This window comes from Oceanidesulfovibrio marinus, assembly GCF_013085545.1.
Lineage (GTDB): Bacteria > Desulfobacterota > Desulfovibrionia > Desulfovibrionales > Desulfovibrionaceae > Oceanidesulfovibrio > Oceanidesulfovibrio marinus.
Map to the genome: position 1 here is coordinate 975,773 of NZ_CP039543.1, position 26,208 is coordinate 1,001,980.

Sequence of the window (26,208 nt, forward strand, 5' to 3'; positions counted from 1 at the left end):
CATCATCCCCCGCGTCATCGTTGCGCCTTGTTGACAGCGAGGCCACGATGGCGCTCGGCCTTGCTCTGGGGCGGGCCTGGGTCAAGCTGTGGGAGCGCGGCGCGCCGAAATGCCGCACCCTCCTCTTGACCGGCCCCCTGGGAGCAGGCAAGACCACTCTGGTCAGGGGACTCATCCAGGCGTTGCCGGGCGGCGACGAGGCGGAAGTCTCCAGCCCGAGCTTCACCCTGGCGAACCACTACCCAACCACGCCGGAGGTAGCCCATGCGGATCTCTACCGGCTGGCGGGAACCGCCGCAGACTGGGAGATACTCGACCTTCTGGACGAACACCCCGGTATAGTTGTTGTGGAATGGAGCGAGCTCGTTCCCGAGTCCGAGCTGCCCGAGCATCGCCTGCTCGTGTCGCTTGAACGTGTGGACGGGTCCGGCGATACGGGACGCGTCGCCCGTATCACCGCATCGACGCCGGCATGCGCGCCGCTCTGCGAGGCATGCAAAGAGGCCGTATCGGCGTTCTCACATGGCGCGGACATGCAACAGTAATCCGCGCGAAGAATAATGAAGGAAGGCGCAGCAATGCGAATCCTCGTGCAGAAGTTCGGCGGCACGTCCGTCGCCGATCTCACGTGCATGCGGCAAGTGCAGGCAAAGGTGGAGAAGGCCCTTGCAGACGGCTACAAGGTCGTGTGCGTGCTCTCCGCCATGGCTGGCGAGACCAACCGCCTGCTTACGCTTGCCCGGGAATGGTCCTCGCGGCCGGACCCGAGCGAGCAGGACGTGCTCATCGCCACAGGCGAACAAGTTTCCGTGGCGCTTTTTACCATGCTGCTCAGGGACGCCGGCTGGAAAGCGCGCTCCGTCCTGGGCTTTCAGATGCCCATGCATACGGACAACGATTACGGCAAAGCGCGCATCATGAATATCGATTCCGATCGGCTGAAACAGATGCTGGATGAGCACGAGGTGCTCGTGGCGGCAGGTTTCCAGGGCTGCGACGAATGCCAGCGCATCACCACGCTGGGACGCGGCGGCTCCGACACCTCCGCCGTGGCTCTGGCCGCCGCACTGGAGGCGGAGCGCTGCGAAATTTATACGGATGTGGAAGGCGTGTACACCACGGACCCCAACCTCTGTTCCCGCGCGCGCAAGCTGGACCGCGTCGCCTATGATGAGATGCTGGAGATGGCGAGCATGGGCGCAAAGGTGCTGCAGATCCGTTCCGTCGAATTCGCCAAGAAATACAACGTTCCCGTTCTGGTGCGGTCCACGTTCTCGGACGCCTCGGGAACTCTCGTGACCAAGGAGGATCCGTCCATGGAAGAGGTCAAGGTTTCCGGTATCGCTTACGACAAGGATCAGGCGCGGGTGACCCTGCGCGAGGTGCCGGACCGTCCCGGCGTTGCCGCCGCGATTTTCGGACCTCTGGCCGATGCGGGCATTCTCGTGGACATGATCATCCAGAACGTGAGCCGCGAAGGCAGGACGGACATGACCTTCACGGTGAGCCGCAGCGACCTGGAGCGGGCGCTGGAGATTCTCCAGTCCGTAGCCAAGGAGATCGAGGCCAACGACCTGATCCACGATCTGGGCGTGTGCAAGGTATCGGTCATCGGCGTGGGCATGCGCAACCACTCCGGCGTGGCCGGCACGGCGTTCCGCGCGCTCACGGCGGAGAACATCAACATCATGATGATCTCCACCTCCGAGATCAAGATTTCGTGCGTGATCGAGGAGAAGTACCTGGAGCTGGCCGTGCGCACACTGCACGACGCCTTCGAGCTGGACAAGCAGTCGGCCGAGGACTAGCCCCGGCCGCATCGACATATCCGAACATCAGGTCCGGGGGCATCGCCCTCGGACCTGCATCGCTTCTGCCATAGCCTCCAGAATCTGCTCCCAGTTCATGGGCTTGGAGACGTAGCAGTCCATCCCCACGCTGAGAAAGAGCTCCCGGTCCTCGATGCTGGTGTGCGCCGTCATGGCCACAATAGGTATCTCCGAGTCCAGCACGCATGCCTCGCCGGAGCGGATGCGCTTTGTGGCCTCCACGCCGTCCATGCCCGGCATGCGCACGTCCATGAGCACTACGTCGAAGGTCTGGCGCGACAGGACCTCCAGGGCGTCCTTGCCGTTGCCCACCGTGACGACCTCGTGCCCTTCCCGCCTCAGAATGAGCTGGGCAAAGGCCTGGTTCACGGCATTGTCCTCGGCCAGCAGCACCGTCAACGGCGGCAGCGACGGAGCCGTGGGCTCCTCCTTCGCCTCCGCTTCCTCGGCGGCCGGCTCCTCATTTTCCGGGGCAGGCTTCTCGCGCTCGGCAGCGAGCGCCTTCTTCGCCGCCGCGTCCGCGGCGGTGGACAGCGGCAGCGTGACCGTAAAGACGCTGCCCTCGTCCTGGGTGCTGCGCACTTCGATGACGCCGTCCATCATCTCCACAAGGCTCTTGGCGATGGCCAGGCCGAGGCCGGTTCCCTCGAAGGAGCGGGTGAACGAGCCGTCCACCTGATAGAAGCGTTCGAAAATATTGGCGACAAGGTCATCCGGAATGCCGATGCCGGTGTCACTGACCGTAAAATGCACGAGCTCGCGCGCGCACTTGTTGAGCCGCTCATCACGGCTGACGGATATGGAGACGCTTCCTTGCGGCGTGAACTTGACGGCATTGGAAATGAGGTTGGTCAGCACCTGCTTGATGCGTAACGGATCGCCCACGAACTCGTCGTCCATATCCGGTGCAATGCTCAGGTTGTAATCCAACCCTTTGGCCTGCGTCGCATTCTCGAATGTGAAGAAGCTGTCCTCCACGAGTGCGCGCAGAGAGAACTCCTGCTTTTTCAGCGTCAGCACGCCCATCTCCACCTTGGAAACGTCCAGGATGTCATTGACGATGCTCAGGAGTTCCACGGCAGAGTCCTTGACCATACGCAGGTTGGTCTCCTGCTCCGATTCCAGCTCGGAGTCGATGACCACCTGGGTGAGGCCCAGGATTCCGTTGAGGGGGGTACGCAGCTCGTGGCTCATGCGCGCCATGAACTCGCTCTTGGCCTCGTTGGCTTTTTCCGAGGCGAGCTTGGCCTGGTTCAGCAGCTCTTCGGTGCGCTTGAGGTCGGTGATGTCCTCCACCGCGGAAAGCATGAAGCGGCAGGAGCTGCTCGCGAGCCGCGCCTGCGATGGTCCCGTGACCGAATCCAGACGCTCCGCGCAGTAGGGATCGTCCACCAGCACGGAGTTCATGCGAACGATGCGCTCCTCGCCGTTGCGCAGCCTGAGCGTGAGTAGGCAGGTCTGCTGGACGCCGTCGCGGAACACGCTCTGGCGGTGCGAATAAAACGTCTTCTGCGAGTCGCTGTGCAGATAGGTGATGAACGGCTTGTTCGTCAGGCTGCAACGGTCCATGGCCAGCAGCCCGGCGCCGGCAAGGTTCGATTCGCTGATGAGACCGTCTTCGTCAAAGGTGAAGTAGGCGATGGGCGCGAAGTCATAGAGCCGGATGTACTTGTTGCGCGAGGCTTCCAGGCGCGACTGGGCCGAGACGAGCTCATCGTTCTGCAGCTCCAGCTCGATCTGGAACACGGTGAGCTGGTGGATGAGCTCCTTGACGTCGTCCAGGGAGGCGGACAACTCCTCGGTACTCTTTTCGTCCACCAGGGCTTCGGCCTTCCGGCGCAGCTTCTCGAAACGGCGTTCCTTGTCGCCGGTTTCCTTCTGCCTGCAGCGATCCTGCTTCATGCCCCGTCCCTCCCCGCGACCACGTCCCCACACCGATCCACAACACCGACAGCGTACTGGAATACGCCTTCATCGTCTCGAACCGCAGATACGGAAATCTGAACAACAATCACATCGCCGTCCTTTCGCTCATAATGTTTTTGCATGGAGTACCGCTCCAGCTTGCCTGCCACCAACTCGCGGAAGAGGCGTATGTTCTGGCCGATGTCCTCGGGCACGGTGAGATCATGGAACGTGGCCCTGCCCAGCTCTTCGCGTGTAAACCCGGTCAACTCGCAGAAGCTTTCGTTGACCAGGAGGAAGCGGCCGCCGGAATCAATCTGGACGATGCCGACCGGCGCATGGCGGACCGTATCGCGATATCGTTTCTCGCTGAGTTCCAGAACCTGCCGGGAGTCCTTGGAGCCGGTGATGTCGCGGAAAAAGACGGACAGCCCTTTGGACAAGGCGCCGTCGTCGCCCGCATTCTGGAGATACGAGTGGGAGTGGAAAAACACGTGGAGCTCCAGCCAGCGGTTCCACTCCGGTATGAAGACCTCGAAGCTGTCCTCGCCCCGGGATTCCAGCACATGCTCCATCCTGGTCCGCGCCTCGGTGCCCAGAAGCTCCGGGAACACGCTCCAAAGCTCCCTGCCCAGAAGATCGCGCCGGCTCTTGCCCAGCTTCTGCACGGCCTTTTCGTTGACAAAGGTGAAGCGCCACAGCCGGTCCACCTCGAAAAAGCTGTCCGTGGTGTTCTCCAGGATTTCGAGCAGACGCCGCCTGGAGTACTCCAGCATGTCGTGGGACTTCTTGCGCTCGGTCACATCCTCGGCAATCTTGAGGTAGTGGACCTCGTTGCCGTCATCATCCTGCACCGGGATGATCGTGGCGTGCTCGTAGTAGCGGCGGCCGTCCTTGCGCACGTTGAGGAACAGGCCCTCCCACTTCCTCCCGGCTGCCAGCGTTTGCCACAGGCCGGCGTAGTCCTCGTCGTCCATCTCGCCGGACCGGAGCAGCGTATGCGTCCTGCCGATCACCTCGTCGGCCGGGTAGCCCGTGACCTCCTGGAAGCGGCGGTTCACGTACTCGATGACGCCCTTGCCGTCGGTAATGGAGATGATAGACGGGCTGAGTTCCACAGCCTTGGAAAGCTTGGTCAGCTCCATGGAGTTCTGCTTGAGCGCCGTGATGTCCACAAAGCTCAGGACAACGCCGGAAACAGCCTCGGTCTCGTCGCGATACAGCTGGATGCGCAAGAGGTGCCAGGTCCCGTCCTTGAGCTGCAGCTCCTTGTCCATGGGCTGGCTGGTGGAGAGCACGCGTCGGCAGTCGTCCATGAGGACGTCGTAGGAAAAGTTGTGCGCCAGATGGGACAACGGACGGCCCAGATCGCTTTCGAGCAGATTCATGACGCCGCTGGCGGCCGGAGTGAACCTGCGGATGGTGAGATCCCCGTCGAGAAACACGGTGCCGATGTCCGTGGAGGCGAGCAGGTTGTCCATGTCGTTGTTGAGCACGGTGAGCTCGTGGATCTTGGACTGGTACTCGGAGTTGACGGTGACGAGCTCCTCGTTGACCGATTGCAGCTCCTCGTTGGAGCTCTGCAGCTCCTCGTTGGAGGACAGAAGCTCCTCGTTGGTGGCCTGGAGCTCCTCGTTGGTCGTCTCCAGCTCCTCGATCACGGCCTGCAGGTTCTCCTTGGTGAAGTTCAGCTCGTGCTCAAGGTCCTGCATCCGGCTCGACGAGCAATCCTCCTCATCGTCGGTCGCCTGTACGCTTCCGCCCTTGGATTCAAGGCGCTGGAAAACGACCAGGAACAACAAGGTGCCGGTCCTCTCGTCCGCAAACGGCTTCATACTCACAGTGACCCGGAATTGCTCCTCCCCTTCGCCCAGGGGGATTCGGTCGTAACGCACCATCCTGCGCTCACGCAGCGCCTTGTTGAGCCCGGTCTCCAGCGGAACAGCCAGCTCCTGGCGCACCAGCGTCGTCAGCTTCAGGTTGATGTCGCCCGCCTTGAGCTGAAGATAGTCACTCACATCGCCCGAAAGGTGCACCACCTCCAGGTTCGCATCCACCACACAGCTTGCCGGAACATACTGCTCAAAGAGATAGCTGTGGATGCTGGCCAGGCTTTCCCGCTGGCTCTCCGGCGCATCGGCCACAAAAGCCTCGCACGCGGACACCGGTTTTGGAACCTTGCGCCGCATCGTGGACGCGGCAAAGGTCTCGGATGGCAACGACACCTGCTTGCCTCGCGAGCGGAAGATCTTCCAGCGCGAATCGTACGTATTGAAAAGATTGGTGAACGAGCCAATGGACTCGCTGGCGCCGAGAAAGAGAAAACCGTTTGCGTTCAGGCCGAAGTTGAAGTGCTGGAACACCCGCTTCTGCAAGGGCTCCTGCAGGTAGATGAGCAGGTTGCGGCACGTGATGAGGTCGATCCTGTTGAAGGGCGGATCGCGGAACACGTTGTGCTGCGCAAAGATGACCATCTCTCGGAGGTCGTTGACCACCTGGCAGCGGTCGCCCTTGCGGATGAAGTAGCCTTGGAGCTGGTCGCGGGCGACGTCCTCCAGCACGCTTTCCGGGTACAGAGCCGCGCCGGCGAAATCCAGGGAGTCGGCATCCACATCGGTGGCGAATATCTTCACCTCGTTATGCCTGCTGTGCGTGGTCTTGTACTCCTGGAAAAGCATGGCCAGGGAGTACGCCTCCTCGCCCGTGGCGCAGCCGGCAACCCACACGCGCACCGGCTCCTCCGGTCCCTTGGCGTCGAAAATCTCGGGAATGACACGCTTCCGGATGATCTCATACGCCTCGGGATCACGGAAAAAACGGGTGACGCCGATGAGGAAATCCTTGCTGAGCTGGTCCTGCTCCCCCGTGTTCTGGCTGACGTAGTCCACGTAATCCGCAAGCTTCTCGATCTGCATCACGGCGAGACGCCGTTCGATGCGCCGCATTATGGTGTTCGGCTTGTACTGCGAGAAGTCCACGCCGCTTCGCGTCAGGAGCAGCTGAAAAATCTTGTCGAGCAGGTTGCGGTCAGCCTCGCGCGGCGCGGCGGACTCAGACTGTTTCAGCGAGTGGGGATGGGCGGCGTACCTGGCGAGCTGAGCAGGCATTTCCTCCGGCGGCAGCACGTAGTCCGCAAGGCCGGTGCCCAGGGCGTTGGCCGGCATGGCCTCGAAGTCGGCGCTTTGGACAGCCTGGACCATGACCAGGCCGCCATGCTCCTTGATGGTGCGAATGCCGCGGACACCATCGCTGCCCGTGCCGGAAAGCACGACGGCAACGGCCTTGTGTCCCACGCTCTGGGCCAGGGAGTGGAAGAAGATGTCTATGGGGTAGCTGGGGGGACGTCCCGGGTCCTTGTCGCTCAACGAAAGCCGGCCATTGAATATGGTTAACAGCTTACGCGGCGGAATCAGATAGGCCGTGTCCTGCTGGACCTGGAGGCCGTCCTCTGCCTGGACCACGGGGATGGCTGATTTTTTGGATAGCAGCTCCGCCATCAGGCTGCGATTGTCGCTCGAAAGATGCTGGACAACGACATAGGCCATGCCGCTGTCTTTGGGCACGTTCCTGAAGAACAGCTCCAACGCCTCGAAGCCGCCAGCCGATGCGCCCAACCCTACGACAGGGAAACCGGGCACGTCCGGCGATGCGTCGGGAGGTACGGCTTCGCTCTCCGCGGCGCTCGCCGTGTCATGTGATTCCGTGCCTACGGTGCGCTGCACGCCCACGCCCTCTTCGGTCTGGCTTTCTTGTGGTTCTTCAGCCATGGTGCGAAAAGACTCGTCTGATTCGCCCCTGTGTTACTGGTGTCTCGACCGCGATTTGTTCCTGGTCCCCTATCATAAAGGGGGCGCGAGACAAAGCGATTGATCCTCCGGAAAATTAATTTAGGAGGCAGCAATATGAGACTGGTTATCCTTTCTGAAAATACGCCGTCGCCTGAGGGCCTTGCCGGCGAGCACGGCCTGTCCCTCGCCGTCTACCTGGATGACGGCTCCATGTGGTTGTGGGATGCCGGCGCCAGCGGCCTGGCCGCGCAAAACGCCGCCGCCCTCCATGTGGATCTTGCGCAGGCAGTGGGCCTGGCTCTGAGCCACGGGCACTACGACCACACCGGCGGCATTGCCGCCTTTCTGGAGGCCGGCTTCGACGGCCCGATCTTCGCACATCAGGGCAGCACGACGCCGCGCTGGGCCGTCAAACCGGGAAGCGCGACCCGCCCCATTGGCTGGGAGAAGCCGGAACCGGTCCGCGGGAGGATTCGCCCTGTTGAAGGAACCACGGTTCTTGCCACCGACGGACAGGGCAACCCCGTGCTCACCATGGTCACGGACATCCCCAGGCTGCCGGGCAATGCCGAGCATGTGGACAATTTCTTCCACGACTCGATAGGCGAGCGGCCGGACTGCGTGCTAGACGATGCCTGCCTGGTGCTGCACACGCCCAGGGGCCGCGTGCTCGTGCTGGGCTGCTGCCACAGCGGGCTGGCCAACACCCTGGCGGCCGTAGACGCGGCAACCGCCTATGCAACACATCCGGGCTCTGCTGGCGGTCCGGCTGAAGCATCCGCTGATAACGCGGACAGCACGGCCACACCGGGCTTCGAGTGCGTGTTGGGCGGCCTGCACCTCATGGGCGTCACGGATGCGGACGACCCGGCCATCCTTCAGGCGCTGGACGCGCTGAAACGCTACGGCGTGCGCTCCCTGCGGCCCGGCCACTGCACGGGCTCCCTTGCGGGACGGGTCCTGGCAGAGCGCTTCCCCGGCCCTGTCGAACTGCTGCACGTGGGCGCGGTCATCGAGCTGTAGCCGGCCGCCCCGGGCGTTTTTTCATGCAAAACGCCGCATGCCTGACAGGATAGCCAGGGATGCGGCGTTTGAGCTCTTCATGGGGGACGGCGAATGTGGAATCAGAAGCCGCCTTCGACGTAGAGCCGGACGCGGTTGCGTCCCTGCCGCTTGGCGCTATACATGGCCTTGTCCGCTGCGTCGACAATGCGATCCGTGAAGTTGCCGTTCCACTCCGGCAGCACTTCGGCCACGCCGGCGCTGAGCGTCAACCGGATGCCGCGCTCGATGACCCCGCCGTCGGCGTCTCGGATAACGAAGTTGTAGGCCCGGACCTTTGCCAGAACATCCTCAGCGGCGTCCATGGCGTCGTTCTGCACCACGCCGGGCAGGATGACCGCAAACTCCTCGCCGCCGTAGCGCGCCGGGATGAAGGTGCAATCGTTCTCCTTGGCGAAGCTCTTGCCGGCCTCCCTGAGCAGCGCAGCCACGGTGATCAGGGCCTGGTCGCCGATGCGGTGGCCGTATGTATCGTTGAAGCGCTTGAAGTGGTCGATGTCGAGCATGATCAGCGAGAACGGCGTGCCCTGCTCGGTCCAGGCGCGGGCGGCCTCGGCAAGCACCTCGTCGAAGGCACGGCGGTTGGCGATGTTGGTCAGCGGGTCGGTGCGCGTCATCTCCTGCAGCAGCCGCGCATCCTGGTCCATGGCCTCGACCACTTCGCTGAACGAGTCCCTGATCTTTTCGATGATAGAGGCGGAGTCTCCCCCTTCCGTCTCGATAAGCGTGACGGTCTCATCCCCCAAGCGTTTGACGTCCTTTCTGCGTTGAATCATCAGGTCGCCGAACTCCTGCACGAGGCGCTCTGTTTTCTGCAATGCCGCCTGGAGATACATCCGGTTCGATTGGTTCAGAATGTCATTCTTCTGCTGTATCAGGCTTTCATAGCTTTCATCGGAGTAATCCTTACTCCGAAGCGTATTGATCAGCAGATTTTGAATTCTGGCTTTCTGATCTTCGGCAAGCTGCTCGTACTCCTGCATGCCACGCATATAGAGCACAAGCGTGCGCCATCTCCCGCGTGCAGGCACACCGGCCTTGTCCATCGTCTCACAGATTTTCTCGCCATTGCAGGAGAAGTCGCAATGGGTACGGCTGGGAGGCGTATCATGTCTCATGATGTCCCGTTCCGGGGTTCATGCGTTCGACGATCTGCGCCATGGGGGGAAGCACGGCCGAGGATTGTCGCATCGGCCTATACAATACATGTATTACTATATTGTAGTCAACTAAATAAAAAACGCGGCGCCTGTACTATACGCAGGCGCCGCGTCGGCAACAGACTCCACTACGTGGAGGATCAGCTTTCGTAATAGGAACGCAAGGTCTGGCTACGGACCGGATGGCGCAGCTTGCGAAGCGCCTTGGCCTCGATCTGCCGAATACGCTCGCGGGTGACGTTGAAGAGCTTGCCCACCTCTTCCAGGGTGTGGTCGCTCTTTTCGCCGATGCCGAAGCGCTTGCGCAGCACCTGCTCCTCGCGGGGGGTCAGGTCGGCCAGCACGCTGGCAATCTGCTCGCCCAGCTTGGTGTTGACCACTTCCTCGGCCGGAGCCACGGCCTTCTTGTCCTCGATAAAATCGCCCAGGCTGGAGTCTTCCTCGTCGCCGATGGGCGTTTCCAGGGAGATCGGCTCCTTAGCGATCTTGAGGACCTTCTTGACCTTCTCCAGCGGGTAGTCCATGCGCTCGGCGATCTCCTCCGGCGTTGGATCGCGGCCCAGCTCCTGCACCAGATAGCGCGAGGTGCGGATGAGCTTGTTGATGGTCTCTATCATGTGCACCGGAATGCGGATGGTGCGCGCCTGGTCGGCGATAGCGCGGGTGATGGCCTGGCGAATCCACCACGTGGCGTAGGTGGAGAACTTGTAGCCGCGCTGATACTCGAACTTGTCCACGGCCTTCATCAGGCCGATATTGCCCTCCTGGATCAGATCCAGAAACTGCAGGCCACGGTTCGTGTACTTCTTGGCAATGGAGACCACGAGCCGGAGGTTGGAGCGGATGAGCTCCTGCTTGGCGCGGGACGCCGCCAGGGAGCCGCGGCGGATGCGCCACAGCACCTCTTCCAGGTCGTGCACGTTATGGCAGCACTTGTCCTGCAGACGCGTCAGAATCTCCATCTTGCCGGAGATCATTTCCTTGAAGGAGAAGATCTCTTCCACGGTCATGCCCATCTCGTCGGCCGCGGCCACGGGGTTTATCTCGCGCTCGTCCAGGGCCTTGAACAGCTCGCGGATCTCGGCCTGGGTCTTGCCCACGGAGAGGATATACGCGGACAGGTCGCGCTGGCAGTTGTGCATCTGGCGCACGTAGTCATCCACCGTCTCGATGATGCGGTCGATGAGCGTCTTTTCCAACTTGATGTCGCGCAGCCGGGTAACCACCTCTTCCTTGAAGGTGAGGACTTCCTTCTGCACGCCGTACACGCGGCGGTCCAGCCGGGCGCAGTCATCCAGCTTGAGGTATATCTTCTTCTTTTTCTTGTAGAAGGTCTTGATCTCGTCAAGCAGGAAGATGACGCGGGAACGCTGGTTCATCTCGTCCTCGCTGGGGTCGTCCTCCTCGATGGTCTTGACCACGTCTTTAAGCTTGATTCGGTTGTTCTTGAGGTCCTCGCCCACAGCGATGAGTTCTTCGATGGCGACCGGAACCTCCACCAGGGCGTACAGAACCTCCAGCTCGCCATTCTCGATCTTCTTGGCAATGTGGACCTCGCCCTCGCGATCCAGCAGCGGCACCGCGCCCATCTCACGCAGATACATCCGCACCGGATCGGTCGAGCGCGACGAGTAGTCTACGGCATCATCGTCCTCGGTCAGGTCCAGCTCGTTGGAGCCGCCGTCATCGTCGCTGTCGCGCGTGAGCCCCAGCTTCTTGCCGTCCTTTTCCGAGTCCACGATGGCGATGTCCATCTGCTCGAAAATCCCCATGATCTCTTCGATCTGCTCAGGGGTGTTGATCTCCGAAGGCAAAGCCTTGCTCACCTCATCAAAGGTGAGGAAGCCGTGCTCCTTACCCTTGGTGATCAAGGTTTTGATCTGTTGGATCTCCCTCAGATTATTGGCCATCATTCCTCCCTGTACCTAACGTCTGTTGCAGGGCGCGCAAATCGTCCATGGGATCGTACGCGCCGTGTGCGGCCTGCCCGCGCAGCCGCTTTTGGATTTCCTGGCGTTTGGCCTGCTCGGCCATCTCTTTGAGGCTTTCAAGCACATCCTCAAGGAGTGCCTCTTCCCTCTCCGCCAGGTGTTCCCGAGCCATGCGGCATTCCGTGAAAAAGCGCTTCTCCCCTTCGTCCATGTACGCAGTGGCGCCCTCGGGACCATAGTCGATCACCTTTTCCCAAAGGGCGCGCCCTCTGCTGGTGGCAAAGGCGCGGTCCGCTCCCCGTTCGCACAGCAATGGCACGTGCTGGGGAAAGCAGAGCGCGAAACGGAGCAGGTGCCGTTCACGCATGGCCTGACCGGATATGGCGGCGGGTTCTCCTTTCGTGAGGCGATTTTTCTTGCCTCCCCGCTTCTCGCTGTGCGAGGCGAGGGCAGGCCGCAGTGCCTCCTCGGAGAGTCCGAGGCCGTTCATGATCCGGGGCGCATAAAACGCCGCGAGCTCAGGATCGCTCAGATTATTCACAAACTGTATCGCCCATTGCACGATTTCCTTAGGGGATCGATCGCGCTGAATGGTCTCCATACAAAATTCAAGGCCGTCAGGGGCGCCTTGACGCACCGCCTCGAAGGCCTCTGTACCCTGCGTTTGCAGCAGGCTGTCCACGTCCTCTTTCACCGGAAGGATAAGCACGCGGCACTTCAGCCCTGCCGAAAGCAGCATTTCGGCGCTACGCAACGCGGCCTGCTGGCCGGCGCGATCGCCGTCGAAAATACACTCCACCTCGGAGCAAAAACCGGTGAGCCGGCGGACCTGATCCGCCGTGAGCGCCGTACCCAGCACGCCGCACGCATTCTCGTAGCCATACTGGTGCAGGGTCAGCACATCCATGTACCCTTCCGTAAGCAGCGCCGTGCGCGAGACTGAAATCGCCCGCCGCGCGACGCTGAGGCCAAAGAGGTGCTCGCCCTTCTTGTAGATGGCCGAATCGCTTGAATTGATGTACTTCGGCTCACGATCAGAAGAGATAAGTATTCTGCCGCCAAAGGCAATGACTTTTCCTGATAAATCTTGAATCGGGAACATCAGCCGGCCGCGGAAGCGGTCGTACACCCGGCCGCGGTCGTTCTTTACAAGCAGGCCGCACTCTACGGCGTCGTTGATGTCCACTTTTCTGGACCGCAGAAAGTCGTGCAGATGCTGCCATCCCTCCGGGGCGTAGCCCAGGCCGTAGGCAGTCACCGTCTCCTTGGTCAGGCCCCGACCCTTGAGGTACTCCCGGCCTTCCTCACCGTTGGGGCCGAACAGCGTCTGGCGGTAGAACCCGGCGGCCAGCTCGTAGACGTCCAGCGCCCGGCGGCGGAACTGCCGTTTCTCCTTGGCCTTGGGATCGGCAGTCTGGGGTCCGCGCGAGAGCTCCACGCCGGCTTCCAGGGCGAGCTGCTCCAGCCCTTCCCGGAACTCCAGCCCGTGCACCCGGCAGTAGAAGTCGATCACGTCGCCGGCGGCCTGGCAGCCGAAGCAGTAGTAGAAGCCCTCCTCCTCGTTGATGGAGAAGGACGGTTTGGTCTCCTGATGAAACGGGCACGGCGCCATCCAGCGGTTGCCCACGCGGCGCACGTTGGTAAACCGTTTGACCAGTTCGAGCAGGCTTGTCCGCGCCTTGACTTCGGCAACGTCGTCCTTGCTCATGCTATTTGAGCTCCACCAGCGTCATACCATCGCCGCCGTGCTCCTCATCGGCCAGGTCAAAGGATGCCACGGCCGGCGAGTGTTCCAGAAAGCTGTGCACCTCACGCCGCAATGCGCCGGTGCCCTTGCCGTGCACCACCTCGATCTGGGCCACGTTGCGCATCAGGGCGTTGTCCATCACCTTGCCCAGCTCAGCCACGGCTTCATCGCCGCGCTTGCCGCGAAGGTCCAGGCGCATGGAGCCGGCTCCGGACGCCGCCTTGCCCTGCTGTTTCGCAGATTGCTTTGCGGATTGCTGAATCGGTTGGGGCGCGGGTTGGCCGCCCTGCTCCATGGGCACGGCGTCCTCGGGCTTGGCCCACAGGGAGACGCCGCTGATGTCCACCTTGAGCAGCTTGCGCTTGGAGTCCAGCTCTTCCACCACGGCCTTCTTGGCCCAGGGGAGGTAGCGGATGGCCTGGCCTTTTTCGAAATCCTCGAAGGCCACTGCTCTCTCGGGACCGGCCTGCTCGGCCGCGCCTTCCTTGCTCGTGGTGCGGACCTTGTCCCGCGCCTCGGCAAGCTCGCGCATGGCCTGCTTGTGGCTCACCTTGCGCTCCTGCCACTCGCGCAAAATGCGGCGGGAGGCCGCGCGGACCTCCTCGAAAAGCTTGTCCTTGTCCTTCTCGAAGCGCTCCCGCAGCCGGGCCTCGCGGTCCTTGAGCTTCTTGCGCTCCTGCCTGAGTCCGGAAACCTCGGCCTCACGGTTCACGGCCAGGGCGTTGAGCCGGTCCATGATGCGCGAGGGGTCCACGCCTTCGGGCAGGTTGGGGTTGAGAATGGACTCGGCCCGAGCCAGTACGCTCTCGGGCAGGCCGTGCTCGCGTGCGGCCTCCAGCGCCTGGGACTGCCCCACCTGATCGAATGCCAGCTTGTACAGCGGCTTTTTGGTGGCGGGATCGAACAGCACCGAAGCGGCGCGCACACGATCGTCCGTGAGCGCAAAGACCTTGAGCGCCGGAAAGTGTGTGGCCGCGGCAACTGTAGCGCCGCGCTCCAACAGGTCTTCGATGACCGCCTGGGCCAGAGCGGCGCCCTGGGCCGGGTCGGTGCCGGCGCCAAACTCGTCCAGCAGCACCAGGGTCGTCTCCGTGACCGACGGCAGCAATCCGGAAAGGCGCTCGATCTGCGCAGTAAATGTGGAAACGTGGTCGGCCAGGCTCTGCTCATCGCCCATGAAGACATAGAGCCGCTCCCACAGGGGCAGCGTGGAGCCCTCGGCCGCCGGTACAGGCAGGCCGCTCATGGCCATGAGCGCGGAGAGGCCCAGCGTCTTGAGGCACACGGTCTTGCCGCCGGCGTTGCCGCCGGAGACCACAAGGCCGTGGTGCTGCTGCTCCATCACGATGTCGAGGGACGTGGCCTTGGCCCTGGGATCTGCTGCGAGCAGCGGATGGCGCACCTCGTTGAGCACGATGGGCGCGCCGGGCGCAACCTCCAGAGGCAACGCGTCAAGCTGCGCGCCCAGTCCCACCTTGGAATGGAGCACGTCCAGCCGGATGAGCAGCTCGTAGCAGGCCTTGAGCTGGTCGTACTCGTCGCGGGCAAAGGACGTAAGCAGCCGCAGGACCTCACGCTCGGCGGCGCGCTCCTCTTGGCGAATTTCCTGGGCCTGGTTGTTGATCTCCACCAGGAACAGCGGCTCGAAGTAGCACGTTTCGCCGGTCTGCGAGTAGTCGTGGATGATGCCGGGCAGTTTGGTCTTGTAGCTCGCCTTGAGCGGCAGCACGTAACGGTCCGAGGAGATCGTCACGTAGTCGTCCTGGAGATAGTTGGTCAGGTTGTTGTCCAGGACGTACGCCTTGACCCTCTTGATGCACTGCTTGTGCACCTCGCGGATACCGGCGCGGGCGGCCATCAGCTCCGGGGAGCTCTCGTCCTTGAGATGGCCCTGCTCGCTCAGGCAGCGTCTGAGGCCGGACCAGGTTTTCTCGGGGAAGCGCACGGCCCAGGCCTCGCCGGCGAGCAACGGCCAGCGGAGATCGCGGCCGGTCTGTGCGGCGGCCTCGGGCGTGCCGAACACGTCCAGGCTCCTGCGCGCCTCGGCCAGCGTAGCCTTGAGCCCGCTGAGGTCGTCCAGATCAAGGTGCGAGCGGCCTTCCTCGATAACATCGAAGAGGCCCTCCAGCGGCGGAAAGTCGGTGGGCTTGTGCTCGCTCTCGCCGAACCAGGCAAAGGCCTCGGCCAACACACGGTTCTCGCGCGAGACGGTCTGCACATCGGGGTATGGCCCCAGGGCAAGACACGCTTCGCGACCCGGTTCGGACATGGCGTGCTTTGCAAGCAGGCTCAGGACGCTGGGGAATTCGAGCAGCTTCAGGGTGCGTTCGTTCATGAACGATCAACCGGGGCGCTACTCCCGGGATTTTGAGCGCCTGGAGATATTCAGCCGGCCAGACGGCGGCGAACGATTTCGCTGACGACCTTGCCGTCGATGCGACCCTTGTGGGAGGCCATCACTTCCTGCATCACGCCGCCCATATCCTTCATGGAAGAGGCGCCGGTCTTCTGGATGGCTTCATCCACGGCGGCTTCGGTCTCTTCCGGGGAAAGCTGTTGCGGAAGGTACTCGCTCAGGATTTCGAGCTCCTCGCGCTCCTTGTCGGCAAGATCCTCGCGGTCGCCCTTGGTGAACTGATCCACCGATTCGTGGCGCTGCTTGGCTTCCTTGCCCAGGATAGCGATGACCTCGTCGTCGTTCGGCTCACGGCCGAGCTCGACGTGCTTGTTCTTTGCGGCCGTTTTGAGGGCGCGCAAAACCCGAACACGGACTTCTTCCTTGGCCTTGTAGGCCGTCAGAAAGTCCTGCTCGATACGAGAAAGAAGACTCATGATCCACCCCGCTGTGGAACTGGTGGAAAGGTGTGCGAGGCAGGGCAATGCGCCCCGCCGGAGAGCCGAAATGCGCCCCGGCGGAACGCCCATAGGTACAGTCGGATGCTAGAGGAGGTTCATCTTCCGCATCTTCTTGAGCAGCCGTTTGCGCGCAGCGGCCTTTTTCTTCTTCCGCATGACGCTGGGCTTCTCGTAATGCTGACGCTTCTTGAGCTCGGAAAGCACGCCGGCCTTCTCTACCTGCTTCTTGAAGCGGCGCAGAGCTACATCAAAATGGTCGGAATCGTCCAGAAAGACTCCGGGCAAGGAAATCACCTCCTCAGTCGCGAAATGTCGCAATCATAGAAAGCGACAAAAATACCCGAACTCGCCATGACTGGCAAGGGGTTTTTTGCCGCTTCTAACTTTGTCCGTACCCGCTGCAGCCATGTGCGGGTACGGACCCTAAAATTTCGATCCGGCAGAACCGGAATCGCGCTCACTCTAATGGTGTGCGCCGCCCTTCTTGCAGTACGTTTCCCAAACGGACTTCAGCACCACGATGCCCACGCCGGTTCCGATAAAGAACAGTGCGAGGTACAGGACGCCGAAGAACACGAAATGATCGGGCATCCACCACGGGATATCCCAGGGAAGCGCGCTATGGATCGATTCTCCGTGCTGAACCATTTGAAACATGGTTATGATCCTTTGGGTTTACTTGACGGCGTCCTTGAGGAGCTTGCCGGGCCGGAACTTGACGACCTTGGAAGCGGGGATCGTGATTTCTTGACCGGTGCGCGGGTTGCGGCCCTTGCGCTCCTGACGAGTCTCGACAACAAACGTCCCGAAACCGGTCAGGGTCAGTTTACCTTCCTTCACCAGGGTGGACTCCACAGCCTCGAGAAAAGCGTTCAGGGCGCGCTCTGCGTCGGCCTTGGTCAAGTTCGCTTTCTCCGCCACCTTCACTACGAGGTCAGCCTTGGTCATCCGCCGTCTCCTCCTCTTCGTTCTTCATACATCGAATTGTCTTCCGTACGAACGCACTGTTCGCCGGAAGGTCCTATTTCCTATAGTCCGGGGAGTTGTCTGGTTCTCAACCCGGAAGCAATGACTCCATGAACAGAATTTTCCGGCCGAAGTCAAGGCCGAAAACAGATGATCAGTGCATTGGCAAGGGCTTGGAAGTCCTCGGGGCGCAGATTCTCGGGCCGCATGGTGGGGCTCAGTCCACGCTCCTCGAAAAGCCTGTCCAATTCCTCGCTCCAGTACTGTTTCAATATTGATCCTAACTGCTTGCGCCTCTTCTGAAAGCATGTGGCCAGCACACTTCCCAGGGCCCGAGCATCCACGCCGGGAGCGTTCTTCCTGCTGAACACGACCACTGCCGAATCAATTTTCGGGCGGGGTCGAAAAACTTGCGGGCCTACGGTGAATGCGAGCTTCACGTCCATGTACGACTGTACGAAAACGCCCAGTGCCCCATAGGTTTTGGAACCGGGAGGTGCGGCCAGACGCTGCGCCACCTCCTTTTGCACCATGAAAACGCAACGCGAGGCGGCAAGCGCCCTGTGTGCGATTTCCCACATGATCGGCGAGGCCACGTTGTACGGCAGGTTGCCGATGATCTTCCACGACAGCGCCGGGGCCAGCCGCTCCCAGGCCACGTCCATGGCGTCGATGAGCGCCACGCGCAGGCCGGGATGCCGCGCCTTGAGCACGGGCGCCAGCTCCCGGTCCTTTTCCACGGCGTAGACGGCCGCCGCATCCGACGCCGTCAGAATATCCGTCAACGCGCCGCGGCCCGGGCCGATCTCCACCACATGGTCATCCGGCCCGATATCCAGGGCCTGCACAATACGGCGCGAGGTGTTTGGATCCACAAGAAAGTTCTGGCCCAGGCTGCGCTTTGCCGGTCCGGGCCCATTTGCGACGCTCGATGCGCTCATCCGTCACATCCTGGACGAGTCGTCTTCGGACTCCTCGACCTCGCCCATCTCGAAGAACGCGGCGTAATCCACGCTCTCCTGCGGCGGGAAATCGCCCAACCCGCGCGAGAATCCGGCCTGGAGGAAGGAGTCCAGCCACCAGAAGATATCGTACTTGCGGATGATATCCTGCATTTTGCGCATGCGGAGGCGCTTGTCCTTGTCGTCCATGTAGTAGGCGTGGTGGATGGCCTTGGCCACGCCCTCCACGTCGTACGGGTTCACAAGCAGCGCGCCATTCTGCAGCTGCGCCGCTGCCCCGGCGAACTCCGAGAGAAAAAGCACGCCCTTCCTGTTGATGTTGCAGGCGCAGTACTCCTTGGCCACTAGGTTCATGCCGTCGCGCAGCGGCGTGACCAGGGCCATGTCCGCGGCGCGGTAGTAGGCCACAAGCTCCTCCCGGGAGAGGCTGCGGTACATGTACTGGACGGGTGTGTAGCCGGGCTGGGAGAACTTGCCGTTGATCTCGCCCACAAGGCGCTCGATCTCCTCCTTGAGCGCCACGTACTCCGGCACCTTCTCGCGGCTGGGAACCAGCACCTGGGTGAAGATGATCTTGCCGTGCAGCTCCGGATAGTTCTCGATCGCCGTGCGTACCGCCTCCAGCCGTTGAGGCACGCCTTTGGTGTAGTCCAGGCGGTCCACACCGAGAATGATCATCCGGTCGTCGTCCGCCTCCTTGATGGTCTGGGCCAGCTTCTTTACGGACGGCCGCCGGGCCATGTCGTTGAACTGCTTGTAGTCGATGCCGATGGAGAAGTAGCCGGCGTTGAAGGTGCCGCCGTCGTGGGTGATCCGCACGACGGGGCCGCGGCCCTTGGCCTTCACGTCCGGGAAAAAGAGCTTGAGGCACTGGATGAAGTTCCGGCGGTCGCGGTAGGTCTGGAACCCCACGAGGTCGTACTCCATGAGCGCCTGGAGAATCTTGGTGCGCCACGGCATCTTGAGGAAGATGTCCACGGGCGGGAAAGGGATGTGCAGATAGAAGCCGGTGCGCCGCGTAACGCCCATCTCCTTGAGCCACCAGCCCACGTGCATGAGGTGGTAGTCGTGAATCCAGACATAGTCGTTCTCGCCGCTCCACTTGGCCACGGCTTCGGCGAACTTGCGATTCACGTCCACATAGCGGTGCCAGTAGCGGGGTTTGAAGTTGCAGCGCGACTGGAAATCGTGAAACAGCGGCCAGACCACCTCGTTAGAAAAGCCGAAGTAGAAGTCGTTGACCTCCTCCGCGGTCAGGCCCACCGGCTTCAGCTCGTAACCGGCCTCCTTGGAAAAGGAGGCCAGCAGATCCATGACCTCCGCGCCGCCGGCCGTGCCAGACCAGCCTATCCAGGTGCCGCCGCGGTCCCGAAGCACCGGCGCCATGGCCGTAACCAGGCCGCCTGCGCCCGGCACGACCTTCCAGTCGCCCTGCTCATCCTTTTTCAGGGCGGCCGGCAGCCGGTTGGAGACGACGACGAGACGAGTCAAATCCATGAAAATCCCTCACTTCCAAAGCGTTTGCAATCGCACACGGCCGGCTGCGCCGGACGTAACGGTGTGCTGAATATCTCAAAACACTACCTGATTGACGCCGCCTTGGCAAAGGACTCCAGCTCAAAAGCGGCCGTATGACGGTTGCGCGTCATTTTCCGAACAGCCACTCCACCGAAGAAGTATCGAACTTCGGCGAGCACCACTGGCACAGGCAGACGCCGTACGGCAGCGATTCGATGGCGTCCCGCACGGCATGGTGGTCCAGGTGGGCTATGGTCATGGCCTCTTCCATGGACGGATCGATCTCCACGGACTGGCACCAGGACCAGGGGGTGTCCTCATTTTCGTCTTCAATGGCCGCGCACTCGGCCGTCATCAAACGGCCGTATCCGAACCGCCCCAGAGGCACGAAGAACTCGTCGTATACGTTCATGGGCCCGTGCGCATCAAAGGTGATGGCGCTCTCGCAAAAGATCGCGCCGTCCCTGCCCCGGCGGCACCACATGGAAAACCAGTGCGCTGCGGCCATGGCCGCGACCCTGGTCTGGCCGCCGCGGCTGGAGAAAAGAACCTCGGCGCGCCAGGTTGGCTCGGGGTTCCCGTCTCGCTCATATCCGCGCAGCTTCACGTCCATGACGCCACTGTCCAGATAGCTGATCAGAGCGCGGGTGGCGGCCCAGGGTTCGGGAAACCTTTTCTCAAGCGCATGGATGAACGCCTGCTCGACCGGTTCGGCGTCGATACCGTGCAACTCGTAGACGATTTCGGAGCCGTTCCTGACCTTCGTGAGTCCGCTCGTCGGCGTGCGGCCCAGGACTTTGTCCAGGAGCGATCGTTTGACAGGTCCCGCGCCCAACCTGTCGGGCCGGACCCGAACGGGAACGAATACGCCTGTCCCCCCCATTGCATCCCCCCTGCTGTAGGTTGCTTCCTAAAGAAGATGATGCTGCCGTTTCTTGAGCAGGCGCATGGCCCGACGGCGGCGATACGTAAGCACCGCCCGTAGCGTCAGGAAGTACATGGCGACGGCGCTGGGAATGCCCATCACAAGCCCCCCCGTGGACATCAGCACCGTCAGTCGCCAGCCCTCGGCGATCAACTCCTTGAGCTCCAAATGATGCGGATCAAACTCCACCTGGAACGGCAGCACGTGGCTGCCCACCACATAAAGCATATAGTAAAATGGTATGACATTGAATGCGTTCGAAATCCAGGTGCAACTGAAGGCCGCGATCTTATTGGCGCGAAAGAGCAGCGCCAGGGCGATGACCGTGACACTCTGAAAGGGGATGATTGGCAGAAAGCCTACGAAGATGCCAAGCGCCGCCCCCAAGGCGATGGAATGGGCCGAGGCCTTGAGTCGCAGAATGCGCAGGTAGTTGAGCCGAAGCAGGCGGGAGAAGCTGGTCCACAGACCGCGCGGCGTCCAGTCCTGTTGGACCAGCGCTTTCAGGAAGTCCGGGCGTTTTTTGAACAATTTCATGGCAAAGCGACTGTCATGTCTCATTTATTGGACGACAGAAACACCGTTGCAGTCTCTTCCAGGCAGCGTGGAGAGCAACGGCGCAAGGCATGGTCGCAGCCGGGTTCGGGCATGTAAGAAATCCATGCTGATGTCCAGAATCGTAGACAGGCGGGACAGATTGATCATAGCCCCTGTCCTCACGTAGCAAGCGTGTCGAAGCGTGCGAAGGAGATGGACAATCCGGCGCGCCCCTGGGTTGCGGAACGCAGCGTGGTGGAGAAACCGAAAAGCGCGCGCATGGCTGCCAGGCCGCGCACGACCTTCATGCCTTTGCCGGCGTCGTCTATGTCCTCTACCCGGGCGTTCAGGCTGCCCAACAGGCCCACGGCCTCGCCCACGTACTCTTCCGGCACGGATATCTCCACGCGCATGATGGGCTCAAGCAAGGTGGGGCCGGCGCTGGTCAGCCCTTCTCGCACGGCTTGCGCTGCGGCCATGTGGTAACCGGCCGGGGTGGACTCCCCTTCCTTGCGCTCCATGCCGATGATGGTCACACGCACGTCGTGCACGGCGTACCCTTTGATCACACCACTCTGCAGGGCGTCGGAGACGCCGTCCTCGGCCGCGGCAAGCCATTGTTCCGGCCAGTCCTCGCTACTCACGCCCAGGCGCACCTGGCGGCCGGCCCCGCGCTCCAGCGGTTCCACACGCACCTGCACGCGTCCGAAGTGCATGATCTCGCCGAGCTCACGGTGGAACTCGCCCCAGGCTTCGGCCGTCCGGGTTACGGTCTCCTGATGCACGACCTGCGGCTTGCCCACCCGCGGCTCCACGCCGTACTCGCGGCGCAACCGGTCCAGCACCACCTCCAAGTGAAGCTCGCCCATGCCGGAGAGGATGCGCTGGCCCGTGTCCTCGTCCTGCACCAGGGTAAGAGTCGGGTCCTCGGCCAGGGATTTCTGCAGGACCTCGTCCAGCTTGTCCGCCTCCGAAGAGTTGCGCGGCTCGATAGCCACGGAGATGACCGGCTGATACGCCTCGATGGATTCGAGCACGATCTGCCTGCCCGCGGCGGTGAGCGTATCGCCGGTGCGCGCCAGTTTCATGCCGGCCAGCACCACGATGTCTCCTGCCGCGGCTTTCTCGATCTTCTCGCGGTGGTCGGCGTGCACGCGGAACAATCGCGCCACGCGCTCGTCCTGACCCTGGGTCACGTTGCGCACGATCTCGCCCACGGACAGAGTGCCGGCGTAGATGCGCAAAAAGGTCTGGCGCCGGCCGCCCACCATGGAGACCTTGAACACGAGGGCCACCATGGGATCGTCGAAGTTTGGCTCGATGACCCACTCCCTGCCGGTGTTGGGATCGCGGCCCACCGGCGGCACAGCCTCCATCGGGCTCGGCAGAAAGTCGCACACCCCGTCGAACACGGGCTGCACGCCGATGTTCTTGAGGGCCGAGCCACTATACACGGGCACCAGCTTGAGGCCGAGGGTCGCCCGCCGCACGGCGTGCTTGAGGGTCTCCAAGGGGACGGGGTCCCCGGAGAGGTACGCCTCCATGACGGCCTCGTCCACGTCGGAGAGCGTCTCAAAGAAGCGCTCCCGCCACGGCTCGGCCAGCTCGCGCTCTTCGTCGGTCAGGGGATAGCGCCCCACCTGCTCGCCCATGGACTCCGTGTCGAACGCCAGGCGCTCCATGGTCATCACGTCGATGACGCCTTCGAAGTCCTGGCCGGAGCCGATGGGGATGGTGATGGGCAGGACGGTCGCGCCGAGCTTGGTGTGGATGGCGTCGAGCACGGCCTCGAAATCAGCGCCCAACCGGTCCATCTTGTTCACAAAGGCGAGCTTGGGCACGTGGAACCGCTCCGACTGGCGCCACACGGTTTCCGACTGGGGCTCCACCCCGCCCACGCCGCAGAACACGCCCACGGCGCCGTCCAGCACGCGCAGGGATCGCTCCACCTCGATGGTGAAATCCACGTGGCCGGGCGTGTCGATGAGGTTCAGGGTGTGGTCGTTCCAGAAGCTCGTGGTGCAGGCGGAGCTGATGGTGATGCCCCGCTCCTGCTCCTCGGGCATGAAGTCCATGGTCGCGGTGCCTTCATGCACTTCGCCCATGCGATGTATCTTGTGGGAGTAGAAGAGAAATCGTTCCGTAAGGGTGGTCTTGCCGGCATCGATGTGCGCGATGATGCCGATATTGCGAAGCTTGTCGAGACGGCGTTTGGAGACGGTCGTTGCCATGGAACGGTTTCCTTTCCGAGCAGGTGTCCAGTCGGCGTATGAGAAAGATGGTCCGCAACATCCGGCGCCACGTCCGGCCCAGTGTTCTGCCTGACCTCCCGGTGGTCGGACGTACGCGGATCAGCAGCCGCCCACGCCCTCGGGCCCCAGGGCCACAACGTGATGGAGAAAATAGCTGAGGTTCAGCTCCGGGTAAAGCCAGCTGCCCTCCTCTCCGGGTCCCAGGATGACGTCCACCGCGCCGTGCAGACCGGCCAGGTGATCGACCGGCACCAGCCAGGCGTCGTTGCGCTGCACCACGAACTCGTCCCAGGAGCCGTGCACGCAGTCCCAGCCGGGAGCCTCCACGTCGTCGTCCGTGACCCAACACGTCCGCACCGCGTTGGGATGCGCCCAGGCCGCGGCCTCGTAGTCAAAGGAGTGGTCGAACCAGGCGGCCAGGGAGGACGGCTCGGACAGGAAGCGGAACTCCATGTCGTGGTTGCATTGCGCAGCCAGGGCCGCAATGAGCTTCTGCGACCGCCGTCCGAGCAGCACCAGCCGGCAGGTAACGCCGGAGCCGCTCATGTCTGCGAGCAATGTGTGGAAGCTCTCCATGGTCACATCCACGGCCAGTTCCTGCCCGGCCAGCTCCATGGCGCACAACAGGGAGTCCGGCCACTGTTTGGCCTTCTTGCCCGCGATGCGCACCACCGCAACGTCCGGAACTCCGGCGAGCAAGGCCGGCATGAGCGCGGCGAGCAAGGCGGACGGCGATGCGAAATGCTCATCGATAACGATGAACGCGCAGTGGGCCGGGCGAACATGCCGGCTCAGCGTGAAGCCGTTGCTGTAGCCCTGGCTCTCGCTGCTGAAGGCGATGGCGCTCGTCCCGTACACGGTGGTGAGTCTGGCGATGGCGGTTTTCAGGAGCGCCCGGCGGCTGTCGCCCACGGCGTCGAAGGCTTCGGCAAAGGGCGTGTCCGAAAGCGCGGCGTCCAGAAACCACGACGGAAGAGCGCTCTGGTTCGCGTCGCACCCGCCTTTGGAGCGGTCTTCAGGATCTGAAGGGGCGCTGCTCATTGTGTTCTGAAAATAGGCCCGCCGTGAAGAAAGAACGCCGGACCGCTCGATACAAGGCGGTCCGGCGAAATCGCGTTCACGGTTAGAGCCAGTAGAAGTAGTCGCGCCAGGAGCCTTCCATCTGCCGCATGGCCATCTCTGAGGCCTGCTGCTGGAATCGCAGATAGGAGAGCTCTGCCTGGCGTTTTGCATACTCCTGATACTCAGGGAGATCCCCGAAATTCTCCGCAACGTACGTATAGCGATTCCAGGCGCCGCTGTATCGTTCCCGCTTCCAGTAGAAGTCGGCCACGAAGAGCTCGCGCTTGGCAAGAATCTCACGCGAGAGTTTGATGTACTCGCCGGCCTGCTGCGCGTACACGGACTGGGGATAGGTTTCCTGCAGGCGGCGCAGATACTCGATGCCCTGGGCCACCAGGGGCTGCGGCCTGTCGATGGTTGTGAACGATTTATACCCCGAGACGCCGATCTGGTAGAGAACGTACGGCATTTCCTCGTGCCGTGGATGGAGCATCTCGAACTCGAGGTAGGCGTCCATTGCCTGCTCGTAGTCCCCGTTGAGGTACAGGGCGTCGCCAAGGGCGAGCTCGGCCTGCGCCGTGTAAGGGCTGAAGGGGTACCGGTCCCTGAGCTGGGTGAAGTAGCGCGCCGCCTTGTAGTAGTTGGTGGCGTTCATGTTGTCCACGCCGGCTTCCCACAGCTCCTGGGCGGTGTCTTCCGGAACGGGCAGGTACAGGTAGTCGATGATGCCGCATCCGCCGAGCATCGTGACGAGAAGCAAAAGAATACAGAGTCGCGCTCTAACGTGGTTCATAACTTGTCCAGATAGACGGATGCTGCATGAGCCGCGGTGGCGCCGTCTCCAACAGCCGTAACCACCTGCCGGCACAGCTTGGAGCGAGCGTCGCCCGCTGCATACACGCCCTCGATGTTGGTGTGCATCTCCGTGTCGGTGATGATGTAGCCGGCCTCGTCCGTGCGCAGTGCATCAGGCAGGAAGGTCGCCTGCGGCTTGAACCCGACAAAGACGAACAGGCCGTCCACCGCGATGTCCTGCGATTCGTTGGTACGCACGTTGCGCACGCGCAAGCCGGTGACCTCGTTCTCACCCAGGATCTCATCCACAGTCGATTCGAGCATCATGGATATCTTGGGAGCGGCGAAGCACTTGTCCTGGTAGCACATCATGCCCCGGAACTCCTTGCGCCGATGAATGAGGTAGAGCTTCTTGACAATCTTCGCCAGGTACAAGGACTCTTCCAGGGCGGAGTTGCCACCGCCTACAACGGCCACGACCTTGTCGCGGTAGAAGTTGCCGTCGCACAGCGCGCAGTAGGACACGCCCCGTCCGGTCAGTTCCTCTTCACGCGGCAGGCCGAGATGGCGGTACTCGGAGCCGGTGGCGACGATGACCGTAGTGGCTTCCAGCCAGTCCTCGCCCACCCTGACGCGATGCTTGCCGGGTTCGGGTTCGAAAACCCTGACCTCGTCCATGTACCTGTCGAACTCGTAGCCTTCCAGGTGGGAGGCGAAGAGGTCGGCAAGCTCGTACCCTTGGATGCCCTTGGGGTGGCCCGGGTAGTTGTCAATGGTTTCCGTGAGCAGAGTCTGTCCGCCGGGAGACAGCTTTTCCACCCACGCAATCCGTGCGCCTGCGCGTAAAAGATAGAGGGCGGCCGTCATTCCCGCCGGGCCGCCCCCTATGATAACGCAATCATAACGCTTCATG

Annotated in this window: 21 protein-coding genes; 3 read left to right on the plus strand and 18 right to left on the minus strand. The window is 62.2% G+C overall.

Annotated features, from left to right (window positions below; all coding sequences use genetic code 11):
- Positions 1 to 47: 47 nt before the first annotated feature.
- Positions 48 to 545, plus strand: coding sequence for a tRNA (adenosine(37)-N6)-threonylcarbamoyltransferase complex ATPase subunit type 1 TsaE (gene tsaE, locus E8L03_RS04355; RefSeq protein WP_244963665.1), 498 nt, complete (start codon positions 48 to 50; stop codon positions 543 to 545).
- A 33-nt stretch (positions 546 to 578) separates the two neighbouring features.
- Entirely contained in the window at positions 579 to 1,808 is a 1,230-nt protein-coding gene (locus E8L03_RS04360; protein WP_171266672.1) for an aspartate kinase, read from the plus strand.
- A gap of 27 nt (positions 1,809 to 1,835) precedes the next feature.
- Here the strand turns inward: E8L03_RS04360 and E8L03_RS04365 are convergent, their stop codons facing one another.
- Both E8L03_RS04365 and E8L03_RS04370 read right to left on the minus strand, forming a co-directional pair.
- Entirely contained in the window at positions 1,836 to 3,731 is a 1,896-nt protein-coding gene (locus tag E8L03_RS04365) for a PAS domain-containing hybrid sensor histidine kinase/response regulator (RefSeq protein ID WP_171266673.1), read from the minus strand.
- Positions 3,728 to 7,501, minus strand: coding sequence for a PAS domain S-box protein (locus tag E8L03_RS04370; protein ID WP_171266674.1), 3,774 nt, complete (start codon positions 7,499 to 7,501; stop codon positions 3,728 to 3,730). The genes E8L03_RS04365 and E8L03_RS04370 overlap by 4 nt, the downstream gene beginning before the upstream one ends.
- 135 nt (positions 7,502 to 7,636) lie before the next feature.
- Here E8L03_RS04370 and E8L03_RS04375 point away from each other — a divergent pair, with 135 nt between their 5' ends.
- Positions 7,637 to 8,545 carry an MBL fold metallo-hydrolase gene (locus tag E8L03_RS04375; RefSeq protein ID WP_171266675.1) on the plus strand — a complete coding sequence of 303 codons (909 nt, stop codon included), beginning with the start codon at positions 7,637 to 7,639 and terminating at the stop codon, positions 8,543 to 8,545.
- Between the two features lie 101 nt (positions 8,546 to 8,646).
- Here E8L03_RS04375 and E8L03_RS04380 read toward each other — a convergent pair whose 3' ends face one another.
- The 16 genes from E8L03_RS04380 to trxB form a co-directional block, all read right to left on the minus strand.
- Positions 8,647 to 9,576, minus strand: coding sequence for a GGDEF domain-containing protein (locus E8L03_RS04380; RefSeq protein ID WP_244963720.1), 930 nt, complete (start codon positions 9,574 to 9,576; stop codon positions 8,647 to 8,649).
- Positions 9,577 to 9,884: 308 nt separating this feature from the next.
- Entirely contained in the window at positions 9,885 to 11,654 is a 1,770-nt protein-coding gene (rpoD, locus tag E8L03_RS04385) for an RNA polymerase sigma factor RpoD (protein ID WP_144234654.1), read from the minus strand.
- Positions 11,644 to 13,383: a DNA primase gene (gene dnaG / locus E8L03_RS04390; protein ID WP_144234655.1), complete on the minus strand. Its 1,740-nt coding sequence runs from the start codon at positions 13,381 to 13,383 to the stop codon at positions 11,644 to 11,646. The genes rpoD and dnaG overlap by 11 nt, the downstream gene beginning before the upstream one ends.
- A 1-nt stretch (position 13,384) precedes the next feature.
- Positions 13,385 to 15,757 carry an endonuclease MutS2 gene (locus E8L03_RS04395; RefSeq protein WP_144234656.1) on the minus strand — a complete coding sequence of 791 codons (2,373 nt, stop codon included), beginning with the start codon at positions 15,755 to 15,757 and terminating at the stop codon, positions 13,385 to 13,387.
- A 50-nt stretch (positions 15,758 to 15,807) separates the two neighbouring features.
- Positions 15,808 to 16,254, minus strand: a complete 447-nt coding sequence (locus tag E8L03_RS04400; RefSeq protein ID WP_171266677.1) for a GatB/YqeY domain-containing protein — start codon at positions 16,252 to 16,254, stop codon at positions 15,808 to 15,810.
- A 108-nt stretch (positions 16,255 to 16,362) separates the two neighbouring features.
- Positions 16,363 to 16,563, minus strand: coding sequence for a 30S ribosomal protein S21 (rpsU, locus tag E8L03_RS04405; RefSeq protein ID WP_144234658.1), 201 nt, complete (start codon positions 16,561 to 16,563; stop codon positions 16,363 to 16,365).
- 177 nt (positions 16,564 to 16,740) lie between these two features.
- A complete protein-coding gene (locus tag E8L03_RS04410; RefSeq protein WP_144234827.1) occupies positions 16,741 to 16,926 on the minus strand; it encodes a hypothetical protein in 186 nt (61 codons plus the stop codon).
- A gap of 27 nt (positions 16,927 to 16,953) precedes the next feature.
- Complete coding sequence (locus E8L03_RS04415) at positions 16,954 to 17,226, minus strand: HU family DNA-binding protein (protein ID WP_144234659.1); 273 nt, start codon at positions 17,224 to 17,226, stop codon at positions 16,954 to 16,956.
- Positions 17,227 to 17,378: 152 nt separating this feature from the next.
- Positions 17,379 to 18,185, minus strand: coding sequence for a 16S rRNA (adenine(1518)-N(6)/adenine(1519)-N(6))-dimethyltransferase RsmA (gene rsmA, locus E8L03_RS04420; RefSeq protein ID WP_171266678.1), 807 nt, complete (start codon positions 18,183 to 18,185; stop codon positions 17,379 to 17,381).
- Positions 18,186 to 18,188: 3 nt separating this feature from the next.
- Positions 18,189 to 19,703 carry an alpha,alpha-trehalose-phosphate synthase (UDP-forming) gene (locus E8L03_RS04425; RefSeq protein WP_144234661.1) on the minus strand — a complete coding sequence of 505 codons (1,515 nt, stop codon included), beginning with the start codon at positions 19,701 to 19,703 and terminating at the stop codon, positions 18,189 to 18,191.
- Between the two features lie 148 nt (positions 19,704 to 19,851).
- Positions 19,852 to 20,559, minus strand: a complete 708-nt coding sequence (locus tag E8L03_RS04430; protein WP_144234662.1) for a hypothetical protein — start codon at positions 20,557 to 20,559, stop codon at positions 19,852 to 19,854.
- Between the two features lie 75 nt (positions 20,560 to 20,634).
- The gene (locus tag E8L03_RS04435) at positions 20,635 to 21,186 is read right to left on the minus strand and encodes a DUF2062 domain-containing protein (protein ID WP_144234663.1); all 552 of its coding nucleotides are present in this window, start codon (positions 21,184 to 21,186) and stop codon (positions 20,635 to 20,637) included.
- 179 nt (positions 21,187 to 21,365) lie between these two features.
- Positions 21,366 to 23,417, minus strand: coding sequence for an elongation factor G (fusA, locus tag E8L03_RS04440; RefSeq protein WP_144234664.1), 2,052 nt, complete (start codon positions 23,415 to 23,417; stop codon positions 21,366 to 21,368).
- Positions 23,418 to 23,537: 120 nt separating this feature from the next.
- A complete protein-coding gene (locus tag E8L03_RS04445) occupies positions 23,538 to 24,479 on the minus strand; it encodes a histidinol dehydrogenase (protein ID WP_171266679.1) in 942 nt (313 codons plus the stop codon).
- An 82-nt stretch (positions 24,480 to 24,561) separates the two neighbouring features.
- On the minus strand, positions 24,562 to 25,293 hold the full coding sequence (locus E8L03_RS04450; RefSeq protein WP_144234666.1) for an outer membrane protein assembly factor BamD: 732 nt from the start codon (positions 25,291 to 25,293) through the stop codon (positions 24,562 to 24,564).
- Positions 25,290 to 26,207, minus strand: coding sequence for a thioredoxin-disulfide reductase (gene trxB / locus E8L03_RS04455; RefSeq protein ID WP_144234667.1), 918 nt, complete (start codon positions 26,205 to 26,207; stop codon positions 25,290 to 25,292). The genes E8L03_RS04450 and trxB overlap by 4 nt, the downstream gene beginning before the upstream one ends.
- Between the last annotated feature and the right edge of the window lies 1 nt (position 26,208).

Bases quoted from the DNA above. Each gene is read 5' to 3' on its own strand.
- E8L03_RS04360 (WP_171266672.1), top strand. From the start codon at position 579: ATGCGAATCCTCGTGCAGAAGTTCGGCGGCACGTCCGTCGCCGATCTC.
- E8L03_RS04435 (WP_144234663.1), bottom strand. From the start codon at position 21,186: ATGAAATTGTTCAAAAAACGCCCGGACTTCCTGAAAGCGCTGGTCCAA.
- E8L03_RS04415 (WP_144234659.1), bottom strand. From the start codon at position 17,226: ATGACCAAGGCTGACCTCGTAGTGAAGGTGGCGGAGAAAGCGAACTTG.
- E8L03_RS04370 (WP_171266674.1), bottom strand. From the start codon at position 7,501: ATGGCTGAAGAACCACAAGAAAGCCAGACCGAAGAGGGCGTGGGCGTG.
- tsaE (WP_244963665.1), top strand. From the start codon at position 48: ATGGCGCTCGGCCTTGCTCTGGGGCGGGCCTGGGTCAAGCTGTGGGAG.
- fusA (WP_144234664.1), bottom strand. From the start codon at position 23,417: ATGGCAACGACCGTCTCCAAACGCCGTCTCGACAAGCTTCGCAATATC.
- rsmA (WP_171266678.1), bottom strand. From the start codon at position 18,185: ATGAGCGCATCGAGCGTCGCAAATGGGCCCGGACCGGCAAAGCGCAGC.
- dnaG (WP_144234655.1), bottom strand. From the start codon at position 13,383: ATGAGCAAGGACGACGTTGCCGAAGTCAAGGCGCGGACAAGCCTGCTC.
- E8L03_RS04450 (WP_144234666.1), bottom strand. From the start codon at position 25,293: ATGAACCACGTTAGAGCGCGACTCTGTATTCTTTTGCTTCTCGTCACG.
- E8L03_RS04445 (WP_171266679.1), bottom strand. From the start codon at position 24,479: ATGAGCAGCGCCCCTTCAGATCCTGAAGACCGCTCCAAAGGCGGGTGC.
- E8L03_RS04400 (WP_171266677.1), bottom strand. From the start codon at position 16,254: ATGAGTCTTCTTTCTCGTATCGAGCAGGACTTTCTGACGGCCTACAAG.
- trxB (WP_144234667.1), bottom strand. From the start codon at position 26,207: ATGAAGCGTTATGATTGCGTTATCATAGGGGGCGGCCCGGCGGGAATG.
- E8L03_RS04380 (WP_244963720.1), bottom strand. From the start codon at position 9,576: ATGCGTGGCATGCAGGAGTACGAGCAGCTTGCCGAAGATCAGAAAGCC.
- rpoD (WP_144234654.1), bottom strand. From the start codon at position 11,654: ATGGCCAATAATCTGAGGGAGATCCAACAGATCAAAACCTTGATCACC.
- E8L03_RS04395 (WP_144234656.1), bottom strand. From the start codon at position 15,757: ATGAACGAACGCACCCTGAAGCTGCTCGAATTCCCCAGCGTCCTGAGC.
- E8L03_RS04365 (WP_171266673.1), bottom strand. From the start codon at position 3,731: ATGAAGCAGGATCGCTGCAGGCAGAAGGAAACCGGCGACAAGGAACGC.
- E8L03_RS04375 (WP_171266675.1), top strand. From the start codon at position 7,637: ATGAGACTGGTTATCCTTTCTGAAAATACGCCGTCGCCTGAGGGCCTT.
- E8L03_RS04425 (WP_144234661.1), bottom strand. From the start codon at position 19,703: ATGGATTTGACTCGTCTCGTCGTCGTCTCCAACCGGCTGCCGGCCGCC.
- E8L03_RS04410 (WP_144234827.1), bottom strand. From the start codon at position 16,926: ATGGTTCAGCACGGAGAATCGATCCATAGCGCGCTTCCCTGGGATATC.